Origin of the sequence: Bradyrhizobium sp. I1.14.4, assembly GCF_050435825.1 — a bacterium.
Lineage (GTDB): Bacteria > Pseudomonadota > Alphaproteobacteria > Rhizobiales > Xanthobacteraceae > Bradyrhizobium.
On sequence record NZ_JBNDLA010000006.1, the window covers coordinates 267,200 to 279,837 of the forward strand.

General features: G+C 65.2%; 12 protein-coding genes and 1 pseudogene. 6 read left to right on the plus strand and 7 right to left on the minus strand.

The genetic code is table 11. The features are described 5' to 3' along the window. The first annotated feature begins 5 nt into the window (after positions 1-5). The 3 genes from trpC (at position 6) to ABIB78_RS15550 (ending at position 2,178) form a co-directional block, all read left to right on the plus strand. Entirely contained in the window at positions 6-827 is an 822-nt protein-coding gene (gene trpC / locus ABIB78_RS15540) for an indole-3-glycerol phosphate synthase TrpC (protein ID WP_429025878.1), read from the plus strand. Between the two features lie 4 nt (positions 828-831). Beyond that, positions 832-1,371 (plus strand): cyclic pyranopterin monophosphate synthase MoaC, encoded by a 540-nt coding sequence (gene moaC, locus ABIB78_RS15545; protein WP_429025881.1) that lies wholly within the window; start codon positions 832-834, stop codon positions 1,369-1,371. Positions 1,372-1,512: 141 nt separating this feature from the next. After that, complete coding sequence (locus tag ABIB78_RS15550; protein WP_429025883.1) at positions 1,513-2,178, plus strand: transposase; 666 nt, start codon at positions 1,513-1,515, stop codon at positions 2,176-2,178. Positions 2,179-2,439: 261 nt separating this feature from the next. Here ABIB78_RS15550 and ABIB78_RS15555 read toward each other — a convergent pair whose 3' ends face one another. Both ABIB78_RS15555 and ABIB78_RS15560 read right to left on the minus strand, forming a co-directional pair. Then, positions 2,440-3,792 (minus strand): S41 family peptidase, encoded by a 1,353-nt coding sequence (locus ABIB78_RS15555; RefSeq protein ID WP_429025885.1) that lies wholly within the window; start codon positions 3,790-3,792, stop codon positions 2,440-2,442. Between the two features lie 183 nt (positions 3,793-3,975). After that, positions 3,976-5,169: an NADH:flavin oxidoreductase/NADH oxidase gene (locus tag ABIB78_RS15560; RefSeq protein WP_429025887.1), complete on the minus strand. Its 1,194-nt coding sequence runs from the start codon at positions 5,167-5,169 to the stop codon at positions 3,976-3,978. 432 nt (positions 5,170-5,601) lie between these two features. Between ABIB78_RS15560 and ABIB78_RS15565 the strand changes: the two are divergent. Next, positions 5,602-5,784, plus strand: a pseudogene (locus ABIB78_RS15565) (hypothetical protein); the annotation flags it as partial. A gap of 106 nt (positions 5,785-5,890) precedes the next feature. Here ABIB78_RS15565 and ABIB78_RS15570 read toward each other — a convergent pair. The 4 genes from ABIB78_RS15570 to ABIB78_RS15585 all read right to left on the minus strand — a co-directional run bounded on the left by ABIB78_RS15570 (position 5,891) and on the right by ABIB78_RS15585 (position 9,709). Beyond that, positions 5,891-6,040, minus strand: coding sequence for a hypothetical protein (locus ABIB78_RS15570; RefSeq protein ID WP_429025889.1), 150 nt, complete (start codon positions 6,038-6,040; stop codon positions 5,891-5,893). Between the two features lie 437 nt (positions 6,041-6,477). Further along, positions 6,478-7,521, minus strand: a complete 1,044-nt coding sequence (locus ABIB78_RS15575) for an ABC transporter substrate-binding protein (RefSeq protein ID WP_429025892.1) — start codon at positions 7,519-7,521, stop codon at positions 6,478-6,480. Between the two features lie 232 nt (positions 7,522-7,753). After that, entirely contained in the window at positions 7,754-8,665 is a 912-nt protein-coding gene (locus ABIB78_RS15580) for an amino acid ABC transporter substrate-binding protein (RefSeq protein ID WP_429025895.1), read from the minus strand. Between the two features lie 108 nt (positions 8,666-8,773). Continuing rightward, positions 8,774-9,709: a DUF2380 domain-containing protein gene (locus tag ABIB78_RS15585; protein ID WP_429025898.1), complete on the minus strand. Its 936-nt coding sequence runs from the start codon at positions 9,707-9,709 to the stop codon at positions 8,774-8,776. Between the two features lie 238 nt (positions 9,710-9,947). Between ABIB78_RS15585 and ABIB78_RS15590 the strand changes: the two genes are divergently transcribed. After that, positions 9,948-11,357 (plus strand): histidine kinase, encoded by a 1,410-nt coding sequence (locus tag ABIB78_RS15590; protein ID WP_429025900.1) that lies wholly within the window; start codon positions 9,948-9,950, stop codon positions 11,355-11,357. Then, complete coding sequence (locus tag ABIB78_RS15595) at positions 11,354-12,016, plus strand: response regulator (protein ID WP_429025902.1); 663 nt, start codon at positions 11,354-11,356, stop codon at positions 12,014-12,016. The genes ABIB78_RS15590 and ABIB78_RS15595 overlap by 4 nt, the downstream gene beginning before the upstream one ends. 157 nt (positions 12,017-12,173) lie before the next feature. On the opposite strand, the gene ABIB78_RS15600 is transcribed toward ABIB78_RS15595, so the two are convergent. Then, positions 12,174-12,470, minus strand: coding sequence for a hypothetical protein (locus tag ABIB78_RS15600; protein ID WP_429025904.1), 297 nt, complete (start codon positions 12,468-12,470; stop codon positions 12,174-12,176). Positions 12,471-12,638: the final 168 nt, after the last annotated feature.

The window sequence follows — 12,638 nt, forward strand, 5'->3', positions numbered from 1 at the left end:
GAATCATGTCCGACATCCTGACCAAGATCGAGGCTTACAAGCGCGAGGAGATCGCCGCCGCCAAGCGCGCGCGGCCGCTCTCCGATGTCGAGGCGCAGGCGAAATCGGCCTCGGCCCCGCGCGGCTTCGTCCGCGCCCTCAAGGACCAGCATGCGCGCGGCAATTACGCGCTGATCGCGGAAGTGAAGAAGGCCTCGCCCTCGAAGGGGCTGATCCGGGCCGACTTCGATCCGCCGGTTCTTGCGAAGGCCTATGAGGCCGGCGGCGCGGCGTGCCTGTCGGTGCTGACCGATGCGCCCTCGTTCCAGGGCCATCTCGACTTCATGGTCGCGGCCCGCGCGGCGACCAATCTGCCGGTGCTGCGCAAGGATTTCATGTTCGACACCTACCAGGTGGCGGAGGCGCGCGCCCATGGCGCCGACTGCATCCTGATCATCATGGCCGCGCTCGACGATACGGCGGCCGCGGAGATCGAGGACGCCGCGCTCGGCCACGGCATGGATGTGCTGATCGAGATCCACGACCGCGCTGAGCTCGACCGCGCCTTGAAGCTGCGCTCGCCGATGATCGGCGTCAACAACCGCAACCTGCGCACCTTCGAGACCACGCTCGCGACCAGCGAGGCGCTGGCGCCGCTGATCCCGCGCGACCGCCTGATGGTCGGCGAGAGCGGTATCTTCACGCCTGACGATCTGGCCCGTCTCGAACGCGTCGGGATGTCGAGCTTCCTGGTCGGCGAGAGCCTGATGCGCCAGCAGGACGTCACTGCGGCCACCCGCGCCTTGCTGACGCGCCAGGCCGCATCGCGCGCCACCGGCGCGCGCTGACGCGATGGCGCGGAAGACCAAACCCAGGACCGAAGCGAAGACCAAGGCCGAGCCATCGGGCTCCGGTGCCGCCCTCACCCATATCGATGCCAGGGGCGACGCCCGCATGGTCGACGTCTCGGCCAAGCCTGCGACCGAACGGACCGCCATCGCCGAAGGCCGCGTCCTGATGAGCAAGGCAACGCTCGCGCTGATCTCTTCCGGCCAGGCCAAGAAGGGCGACGTGCTGGCGACCGCGCGGATCGCGGGCATCATGGCCGCCAAGCGGACCTCGGAATTGATCCCGCTCTGCCATCCGCTGGCACTGGCCAAGGTCACGATCGATATCGCAACCGAGGCCAAGCTGCCCGGCTGCATCGTCCGCGCCACCGTCAAGGTGACCGGGCCGACCGGCGTCGAGATGGAGGCGCTGACCGCGGTTTCGGTGGCGTGCCTGACGATCTACGACATGATCAAGGCGGTCGAGCGCGGCGCGCGCATCGAAGGCATTCATCTCATCGAGAAGATCGGCGGCAAGTCCGGGCACTATCGTGCCGGCGAGTGATCCGACCGATGCGCGGGACGGCCTTTCGCGCAACTTCACAACGCCGGCGCTGCGTAAGCGCCCTGGTTCGGCAGCGAATTACGGAATTACGGTGACAGTGCACTCAATTGACTTCCGACGTTATCGCAACCATGGTGCCGTATGGCCCGCCTCGCCCGTGTCGTCGTCCCCGATCATCCGCACCATGTCACCCAGCGCGGCAATGGCCGCGCGCGGACCTTCTTCGGCGATGATGATTATGCGCTGTACCGCGATCTGCTTGCCGAGAATTGCCGCAGCGCCGGGGTCGAGGTCTGGTCATGGTGCCTGATGCCGAACCACGTGCACCTGATCCTGGTGCCGTCCGATCCCGACGGGCTGCGCCGCGCGCTGGCGCGGGTTCATCGCAGCTATGCCGGCATCATCCAGGCGCGGCGCAAACGCAGCGGACATTTCTGGCAGGGCCGGTTCGGCGCCGTCGCCATGGACGAGCCACATCTCGCGGCGGCGCTGCGCTACGTCGCGCTCAACCCGGTGCGGGCGCGGCTGGTGCAGCGGGCGCAGGACTGGCGGTGGTCGAGCACGCGCGCGCATTTGCGCGGCAAAGATGACGGCGTCACCGCGCTGAAGCCTGTCAGGGATCGCTTTCCCCGCTTCGCCGATCTGCTCGCAAGCGAGCCGGAGGTCGATCTGTTCGAGCGCCTGCGCGCCGCCGAGAGTATCGGCCGGCCGCTCGGCGACGATCGCTTCCTGGCCCGCCTCCAGCGCTTGACCGGACGCGCCCTCAAGCCAGGCAAACGCGGGCCGAAGCCGTCGAGGTCGGAATAGGTGAGTTAAGTGCACTGTCACCGTAATTCGGCCCCGTAATTCGGCCCAGGCCGACCCTGGCGCTGGCTTCCCCGGAAGTCGGGAGCCCGAGGGGGCGCCTATACGATTTCGGAATATTGGAAAAATACCCTGAAATTGCCCGACGTGTCAAATTGCCTGGTCGAGCGCCAGCCACCACCGGCTACTTTGCATGGGGTTGTTTTCGATATTTTGGCAGCTGCGTAGCCCGGATGGCTCCATCCGGGCTCCATGCGTCAGGTATCAGTTCGGCACCGGCCGCTTCTGCACGGCCTTGGTGTCGGCGTTCTTGGCGTCGGCGTTCACGGTGACGCCGCGCAGCTGATTGAACGCCGCGGCCAGCGCCTTGTCGTTCTTCTCGTCCGGCGGCACGTAGGACTGCGAGCCGGTCTGCTCGCCGCCCTCGGCTGCAAGATGGCCGCGCATCTTGGCCTCGCTCATGATCTCGGAGCGGGTCTTGAACTCGTCGGGCACGTCCTGCAGCACCTCGATGTCGGGCTTGATGCCGAGTGCCTGGATCGAATGGCCGGACGGCGTGAAATAGCGCGCCGTGGTCAGCGCCAGCGCACCATTGCCGGTGCCGAGCGGAATGATGGTCTGCACCGAGCCCTTGCCGAACGAGCGGGTGCCGATCAGGGTCGCGCGCTTGTGGTCGTGCAGCGCGCCGGCGACGATCTCGGAGGCCGATGCCGAGCCGCCGTTGATCATCACGACCAGCGGCTTGCCCTTGGTCATGTCGCCGCCATGGGCGGTGAAGCGCTGGGTTTCTTCCGGATTGCGGCCGCGGGTCGAGACCACCTCGCCGCGCGGCATCAGCGTCGAGGTCACCGAGACCGCCTGGTCGAGCAGGCCGCCCGGATTGTTGCGGAGGTCGACGACATAGCCGGCGAGCTTGTCCTGCGGCACCTGCTTCTGAATCTCGCCGATCGCCTTGCGCAGGCCCTCGGTGGTCTGCTCGTTGAACGAGGTGATCCTGATATAGCCGATGTCGCCGCCCTCGACGTGATACTTCACCGGGCGGACCCGGATGATCTCTCTGACGATCGAGACCTCGATCGGCTTGTCGGCGTCCTTGCGGATGATCTTCAGCCGGATCGAGCTGTTGGGCGCGCCCTTCATCTTGTTGACGGCCTGGTCGAGCGTCATGCCCTGGATCTGGTCATCGTCGATCGAGGTGATCACGTCGCCGGACATGATGCCGGCGCGCGAGGCCGGCGTATCGTCGATCGGCGCCACCACCTTGACGAAGCCGTCCTCCATCGTGACCTCGATGCCGAGCCCGCCGAACTCGCCATGCGTGGTCTCCTGCATCTCCGCCCAGCCCTTCTCGTTCATGTAGCGGGAGTGCGGATCGAGCGAGGAGATCATGCCGTTGATCGCCCCTTCGACGAGTTTGGAGTCCTCGGGCTTCTCGACGTAGTCGCTCTTGACCTTCTCGAACACCTCGCCGAACAGATTGAGCTGCGAATAGGTGTTGTCGGAATGCGCGGCGGCATTGGCGACGGCGAACAGATGCGCCCCCTGCGGTGAGGCCACGAGCAGGGTGAGACACGCGCCCGCAACCGTCCCGAGGAAGAAGCCAACATGTTTGCGCATTATCCGTGATCCCTTCGCTATCGGCCGGCAACGTTTCGCAACATTCGGCCCGCCTCACCCCGACGCGGGGCACCACACAACGGCTTTTTGGTCGGATCAAGGCCGCCTTGCCACCGGACCATTACGGTCCTGTCACGATGCCTTGGCCAGCCCCAAATCAGCCTTCCAAATCAGCCTTCCAAGTCAGCCCCGTGTCAGCTCCCGGTCGGCCTCTGGGCCACCCTCCCGCAACCCGTTCTGCCAGGTCGAGGGCTGGGTCCCGAATCCGCGCTTGGCCCGCGTGCCGAGCCAATAGCCAAACTGCGGAGGAACATTGCGGAACGGCCCTTCAACCCCGAGCTTTAGCGCGGCATCCATCGGCCAGTTCGGGTTATTGAGGATTTCCCGGCCGACCGCGATCAAATCTGCTTGTTTATCACGCAGAATTTTTTCGGCCTGGTCACCGTGGATGATCAGGCCGACCGCCATGGTCATGATATCGGCATGGCTCCGAACATATTCCGCAAGCGGCACCTGATAGTTGTACTTGATCTCCTTGCCCAGGATCGGCGCCATCTCGCTGATTCCGCCCGACGAGCAGTCGATCACATCGACGCCCTTAGCCTTCAGGATCTTCGCCAGCCGCGCGCTCTGCTCCGGGCCCCAGCCGGCATTGTCCTCGACCGACAGCCGCACGAACAGCGGCTTGTGATCCGGCCAGTCCGCCCGCACGGCCTCCGTCACCTCGATCAGGAACCGCATCCGGTTCGATTCGGAGCCGCCATAGTCGTCGCTGCGCCGGTTGGAGCGCTCGGAGAGGAATTCGTGCACCAGATAGCCATGGGCGCCGTGCAGCTCGAGCACCTCGAACCCGGCCTGATGCGCACGCCGCGCCGCCTGCCCCCAGTCCGCGACCAGGTCCTTCACCTCATGCGTCGCCAGCGCCCGCGGCACCGGCCAGCGTTCACTATGGGCGATCGCGCTCGGCGCCACCGGCGTCCAGGTGTCCCAATCCTCGATCTCGGCAGTGCGCGCGAGCGGGCGATCGCCCTCCCAGGGGCGGCTCGCGCGCGCCTTGCGGCCGGAATGGCCGAGCTGGATGCCGGCAACGGCGTTTTGCTGCTTGATGAAGCTGACGAGGCGGCCGAGCGGCGCGATGAACTTGTCGTCCCAGATGCCGAGATCCCCGATCGTCCCGCAGCCGCGCCGCTCGACCTTGGTCGATTCGACGATCACGAGGCCGGCGCCGCCGGCGGCGAACTTGCCGGCATTCATCAGATGCCAGTCGGTCGGAAAGCCCTTCTCGGCGGAATACTGGTGCATCGGCGGCACCACGATGCGGTTCTTCAGCGTGACGCCGCGGATGGTCATCGGCGAAAACAGCAGCTTGTCGGACATCGCTTCCTCATATGACGTCGTTACCCGGCGCGCGGGACCGACATTGGCCGATCTTGTGGTTGGTGCCGACGATATACGCACCGCGCGATGGTCGATAGAGGCCCGGAAATTTCTGTTCCATTGCAACGAATTTTTGCGCGCGGAGGAAATGATGATCGCGCTGCGTGTTGTCCCCCGGCAACCGAGGAGGACACACCCATGAAAATCCGCACAAGCGCACTGCTCATAGCCGGTGTCATGGTAACCGGCCCGATGCTGGCTCAACACGCGGCGGCCCAGAACCTGCCTAACCAGAACCTGCAAAACGAGGCCGACAAGGGCGCCAAGACCCGCAACTCCGGTGAATCCGGCTACGTCGGTGATCAGGACAGACCCGGCGCGGCGGCAACGCCTCCGGGACGCCCTGATACCGCCGGTTCCACGGATGCCGCGACATCTCCAAGCGCCCAGAATTCCGGGACCGGGATCAGCGGCGCACCGGGCAACAAGAACGGGCCGTCTGCAAAGCAAGGTACGGTAGGCTCAAATTCGCAGAACCTGCATGTTCGGGAACAGGATCCGTCAAACGTCAAGGGATTGCCCGGCAACAAGAGCGGCCCGCCTGCAAAGCGCTAGGCCAGGCGCCGCGTTATCAAGCGATCGTCGAGACGGCGCCGGCGGAGCTCGATGAGCCAGATCGGCGCCGGCTTGAATCGGGCCGTTGATCGAAACTGTTTTGACCTTATTGGGCCGGCTTCCGGTTCGCCGACAGGTCGGTCGGGCAGCTTGTTCCGCATTCGATCGACTTCGTCTGGTCGGCGACGCGCCAGACGAGCAGCGCGACCAGGACAATGATGGTGACGGTGAGCTTGGCCAATGCGTCGTGATTCAATTTCAGCTCCGGACGGCAATCGACATTAACGATAAAAATCTGCAGCAGGCGAATGCGACGCCATCACCTTGGGAGCTTGGAGGTGGGTGCCGTCGACGAGCCCCCGCAGTCGGCGGCTGACGTCATCATGGTACGGTCTTGGCGGTGCCTGCAACCTCATCGGTCTGCATGGCAGCAACGCTTAGCGGGCTGCGACTGCGCCGGAACATTGTTAGCCTGTGTGCCGTTCGGCGGCTGTCCTCTGATCATTGCCCCAGAGGCACACACACCTCCTGCTGCCCCAGCCGTCACGCTGGGGTCGTAAAATGTTGAAGTTCCGCGCGGACCGGAATTGGTTGACCGGAAGCGCAGCGGTCTCCGGGAACTGCACGCGATGACCGCGCAGTTCCTGCCCGCTCACCACTTAGCCCATATGGGCTACATCCTCATCGCGACTGTCATATCCGCGCGAGTCGCGCCGCGCCCGCTGCGATCGCTTCGTTGAAACTTGTATCCCAGAATTTTCCGACCTCTGCGCGCGCATCGAGCACCCCGAGCTTGAGGAAAGTGTCGGCGACCTTCTGGTGGGTCTCCGGCACATCAGGCGTCACGCCGGCGAGCGAGAAGTCGTCGCTGCGACGAGCGAACTGGTCGAGAATGTCCTGCAATGGCAGATGGGTTTCAGCCACCTGCGCGGCCGCATAGACCGGAAAGTTCTTGTTGGCGAACGCATAGGCGCGCTGGATCCGCAGCAGCAGATCGCTCACGGCCGCGTGGCGCAGCGGATCGTCGACTGCCTTTGGATTGGCGTAGATCGGGAAATTGCCCGAGAGATAGCCGGCGCCGGTCTTGAGCAGGCGCGCGCCCTGCTTGGCGATGGCGAGTTGGCCGTTATAGCCGTAGATCGACCAGGCATCGAGCTTGCCGGAGGCGAATGCCGAGTATCCGTCCGACGGCGTGAGATTGATGGCCTCGATATCGCCAAATGCGATCCCGGCCTCCTCGAGCTGCTTGGCGAGGAAGTAATGCGCCGTGGTCGCGCGCACATAGCCGACGCGCTTTCCCTTGAGGTCGGCAATCGAATGGATCGGCGCATCCTTCGCCGCCACCGTGACCTGGATGTTGAGATCCTCATGGGTGACGGCGATGAAGCGCACCTTGGCGTTTTGGCGCGCGGCGAACATCGCGGGGATCTCGCTGCCCGAGCCGATGTCGAGCGCATCGCCGTTCAAGGCCTCGATGTGGAGCACCCCGTTGTTGAGCTCCTTCCACTCGATCCTGTAAGGCGTCTTGTCCTCGCCCGCCGCCTGCAACAGCGGACGCCAGCCGCCCTTGTAATAGGCGACACGCAGCGCGACGCCGCCGAGATCGGCGCCACCGCCCGCCCCAGTTTCCGCGCGCGCACCGCCGGCAATCAAGCTTCCGGCGAGCACGCCGAGCGCGGAACGTCGAGAAAGAGAAAATGGCGTGGTCACCGGCTTGAGCTCCTGATCAGCAGTCACAATTGCTGCAAGCTTAGGAGAAAACCCGCCGATGTATATGAGACGCTATTTCGTTTTTCGCCGCGCGCGCGAAAAGCCGTTCCAAGGATTGGCGGCTTGGCGCGGAAAACCGCATCCGACGACAAAAACGTAGAAACGCAGCCCGCATGAGCGAAGCGATATACAGGGACCGCTCCGTCGGCGCCCACAATGCCGCCCCGTATGTCGCTTGGGCCATGCGGGCTACCTATCGCTATTTCCCGACCTCGTACGCATCAGGATCGAAGCTCGAGCTCGGATGGGCGAATGCGTTGCGCAACGCCGGCGAGATCGGGACGTTGTAATTGATGCCGTTTGGCGGCGTCGGCGCTTCCAGCCACTTCTTGTAGATCACCTCGATCTCCGGGCTCTTATAGAGCTCCGCCGTGGCGCGGTCGGCGAGCACCTTGAACGGCGCGTCCTCCCTGCGCAGCATGATGCCGAAGGGCTCCGCCTTCGAAAAGGCCTCTTCGCTGATCATGTAGTGCGAAGGCTCTTTCGATCGCGCGATCGCCACAGCGAGCTGGACGTCGTCGAGCGCGTAGGCCTGGGCGCGATCGGTCTCCAGCATCAAAAACGCCTCGGCCTGGTCCTTGGCCGGCTGAACGTTGATGCCGAGCTTGCGTTCGGTGTTGACCTTGATGAGCTGCGTGAGGTTCACCGAGCCGGCAACGGCGGTGACCGATTTCCCCTTGAGGTCGTCGATGGTGTTGATGCCGGAGGATTTTTTGGCGGCAAATCGCGTCGCGCTCAGGAAGTGCGAGTTGGTGAAGGTGACCTGCTTCTGGCGCTCGGCGCTGTTGGTGGTCGCCGAGCAGTGCAGATCGATCGTGCCGTTCACCATCAGCGGGATGCGGTTCGACGAGGTCACCGGGAGGTAGTCGACGGCGATGTCGGGCATACCCAACTCCTTCTTCACGGCATCGACGATCCTGAGGCAGATATCGAGCGCAAAACCGATCGGCCGCTGATTGTCGTCGAGATAGCTGAAGGGAACCGAGGCTTCCTGAAAGCCGAGCGTGACCTTCTTCGTCTCCTTGATCTTCTGCAGCGTGCCCGACTGCTCTTCGGCGGCCGCGGGGCCCGCGGCGAGCGTGACAGCGAAGAGGATGGCGGGCAAACGCATCGGCGACTCCTGTGCGATGATCAGACGGCGGTGATAGCCCACGCACAAGCCCGGCGATAGATGACGACGTGTCTATCAGCTATCGCGCCTTGCTATCGTTCGCCGAGACTAGCGCTGCGCACCGTCCTCGAGCAGGCGGTCGCCGACCAGGCGGACCGCGCCGCGGGTCCAGGAATAATCGGCGCCCATCCGCAGGCCGCTGTCGCCGCGCGAGACGACCGCGCCGCTGCGGGCGTCCCGCACCTGGAAGCCGACCGTGTATTCGGTCCGGCTGACCCGCCTGATCACGCCGATCAGCGATTGATCGGCGCCGAGCTTCTGGGCAATCGCGGCTTCGCAGCCATCGCAGTCGCGCAGCGCGCGAGTCATGACGGGCTCCGCGGTCGCGCCTGCGGTATCGACCAGGCGGTAGCGGCCCGACTGGGCAAGCTGGTCACGCACGCCCCTGGTCACGTCGGCCAGAGTGGCCGCATCGGAGCCGACAACGCCGGACGCGGCTGCCGCGGTGGCGTCCTCGAGCTCGAACGCGAACACCGCAAGCGCGATCGGCGCGGCAGTGGCGGGCTGTGCCGGCGGCAGCGCGGCGGCAAGCGCGCCGCGCACCTCGCGCGATACGAACATCCGCGCATGGTCCCATGCCTCGTCATTGTCGCCGCGAAACGTGTAGAGCTTTTCGTACAGCACACGGCTCGCTTCGGCATCAATGACCGCCACCTTGGCCCACTGGATCAGCGTGCTCATCTTCTGCACGCCGCCGATCACCTTGATCCGGGCCTCGCCCACGGGCGCCGTGGGCGCTACCAGGCGATAGCGCGGCTCCGCAGCGACGTCGGCGCGCAATGCAGCCATGAACGCATCCAGCCGCTTCTGATGCGCGGCAGTCTGATCGATCGCCTCGCCCGAGGTATCCACATAGCTGAAATCATCGATGCTGACCCCAAGCGGGGATGCTACCGCCGCGCCGGTTTCGGCGCGTAGCGGACAAGGTCCGGCCAGAAGGCCGACCAACGCGAGGGCGTGCAAGACGAGGCGGGACTGACGCATGATCGATGCCTTTCGGGTGCTGGTACGGGCGGCTCGGTCGCAGTCTGGGCCGGCTGGCCTCCGCGCCGCAGCGGAGCGCCTCCCGGCCGGTGCCGGGAAAATTTCACGACGGTGGTCCGCGCCCAAAGAACGCCCCTGGCGGCGCTTCTCGACGCTCAAGTTCTGCCGTTTAATGGGCGTGACGGCCCTGCCCGCGACCGGGTGCCGAGGCTCGTCTGCGACCTCCGAGGATACGCCAATGTGGAATTGGTCCGGAAGCGATCTGAAGCTGCGGCTGACGTTGCGTGTGGCCGCCGTGTCGACGCTCTGCTTTGCAGCCATCTCCGGCTACTTCCTGATCGACTCCGACCGCTCAGTGCGCGCCAGGATCGCTGCCGTTGCCGACGTCGCCGCCAAGACGCTGGAGCTGCAGCAGAGCAAGATCCAGTGGCTGAACAACACGCGTTCCGAATTTCCGGATCTCGACAGTGTTGCCGCCTCGGTCATGACGCCGGGTCTGTGCCTCGCATTTCGCAGCAATAGCGGCGAGATCAGCCAACGCTTCTGCGGTGGCGCGCAGACCGACAAGGCGGCCCCGCCGCTGGCCTTTGCGGCGCTCTATCGCCGCCTGTTCGATCCCGGCCGCGAGGCCGTGCGCCCGGTGGTTTCGCGCGGCAACGCAATCGGCGAGGCTGTAGCCTGGATCGATCCGGCCGTGCCGACGGCCGAGGCCTGGCACGACGCCGGCCGGCTGATGGCGGTGTTCATGATCGCGCTGCCGCTGCTGTGCGCCCTGGTCTATGCGGCGCTGGCGCGCGCGCTGCGTCCGACGCGGCTGATCCGCGACGGCCTTGAGCGGATCGCCGCAGGCGACCTCACCGCGCGCCTGCCGCCGTTCGACCTCGCCGAATTGTCGGCGATCGGCGACGTCTTCAATCACCTCGCCGAGCGCCTCGCCGCCGCGCTCTCCGACCGCAACGCGCTGACGCAAAAGCTGATCCTGGTGCAGGACGATGAGCGCCGGCATCTCGCACGCGAGCTGCACGACGAGTTCGGGCAGTCGCTGGCGGCGATCCGTGCGCTCGCCGCCTCGGCGCGCCTGACCGCGGCCCAGGATTGCCCACCCCTGCTCGCCGAATGCGACGGCATCGCGCGGACCGCGACCGACATGATGGAGGCGTTGCGCGGCGCCCTCTTCAGGTTGCGCCCACCCGATATCGACGAACTCGGACTCGCGGCCAGCCTGGAGGGCCTGATCGCCGGCTGGAACGGCCGCAGCCGGGGACAGCCGAGGTTCGAGATCGCCATATCGGGATCGTTCGAGCGTATCCCCGCCTCCACCGGCGCCAACCTCTACCGCATCGTGCAGGAGGCGCTCACCAACGCAGCCAAGCACGCCGGCGCCACGCGCGTCATGCTGCGGCTTGAGATGCGCGAGACGGCGCCTAGTGGCGGCGACGGCGAAATCGCGCTCGCGATCGACGACGATGGCCGGCCCGGCGATCTCCCGGTCAAGACGGGCATGGGCCTGCTCGGCATGCGCGAGCGGGTCGCTGCGCTGGGCGGGCGGCTCAGCTTCGAGGCCGGACAGTCCAACGGCTCTTCGCTCCGCGTCATCGTTCCCGTCGCAGTCAGCCCGGACGCCACACCCGTGGAGCGCGCGGCATGAGCAATACGGCGCGAACCATCCTGCTGGTCGACGACCACGCCGTGGTTCGGGAGGGCTACCGGTCGATGCTGCAGAAACAGCCGGGCCTCTCCGTCGTCGCCGAAGCCTCCGACGGCGTCGAGGCCTACCGCCTCTACAAGGAGGCCGGGCCCGACCTCGTCATCATGGATCTGTCGATGCCCGGCATCGGCGGCATCGAGGCAATCCGGCGCCTCAGGCAGTGGGACAAGCGCGCAAAAATCCTGGTGTTCACCATGCACCAGAACGCGGCGTTTGCCGTGCAGGCGATCCGCGCCGGCGCGAGCGGCTATGTCACCAAGACCAGCCCGCCGGAGACGCTGCTGCATGCCGTGATGGATGTGCTGTCGGGCAAGATCGCGATCAGTCCGGATATCGACCACGAGCTCGCGCTCAGCCGCCTCGCCGGCGAGACCGCAGCCGCCGACCTCCTGACCGCGCGGGAGTTCGAGGTGTTGCGCATGCTGCTCGCGGAGAAGACCACCGAGGAAATCGCCGAGACACTGCACCTCAGCCCCAAGACAGTCGCGAACCTGCATTCCATGATCAAGGACAAGCTCGGCGTCGGCACGGATATCGAGTTGGTCCGCCTCGCGCTGCGGCAGGGCATCCTGACGCAGATCGATCTGGGCGAACGGTGAGCCCGCGGCGGCGCCGGTTAGCCAGGCATGTAATCATCATGAACCGAGGTTCGTAAGCGGGCTCGACCGATCTCCGCTCTCCGGCGTATTGCAGACTCAAACCGGACATCACCTCAGGTCCGAAAGGGGGCCATCAGCAGATAGCCCGATAGCTAGGTCATCGACCCAAGATGCGAGCGATTTCGGAGGGGTGGAGCAGTACAAGTGCTCCATGGACAACAGCCAACCGGCCTTCAGCAAATGCTTCATCGGGGTCGCAGAGGTCACGCAGATGGCCCGCCAGACGGTGAATTGCTTCGTTTGCTCGACGAAGAAAAGTCACTGAATTCTCGTCATCATAATGCGCGCAAGCGAATATGGTCATCCCCGAGATTCCGACCGCAAGGAGCATTAATTGCTTGGAGCGTTTTGCCGCATGCATCCGATTCGTTAGATCAGCCAGTGCATCTTCCATCATCCTTGCTCCGATAGAGGAAGTTGAGAGGAAAAGGACTATAGCAGCGTAGAATTCGGCCGTTTTGGGTCAAACGCGGAAGTCGGCGGGCCTTCCGCCGAAATCCGCTAGTCCCCGGTGAGCAGTCATCCGCAGGCCGCGCGATGAGGTCCGAAAGGGACCAGAAGC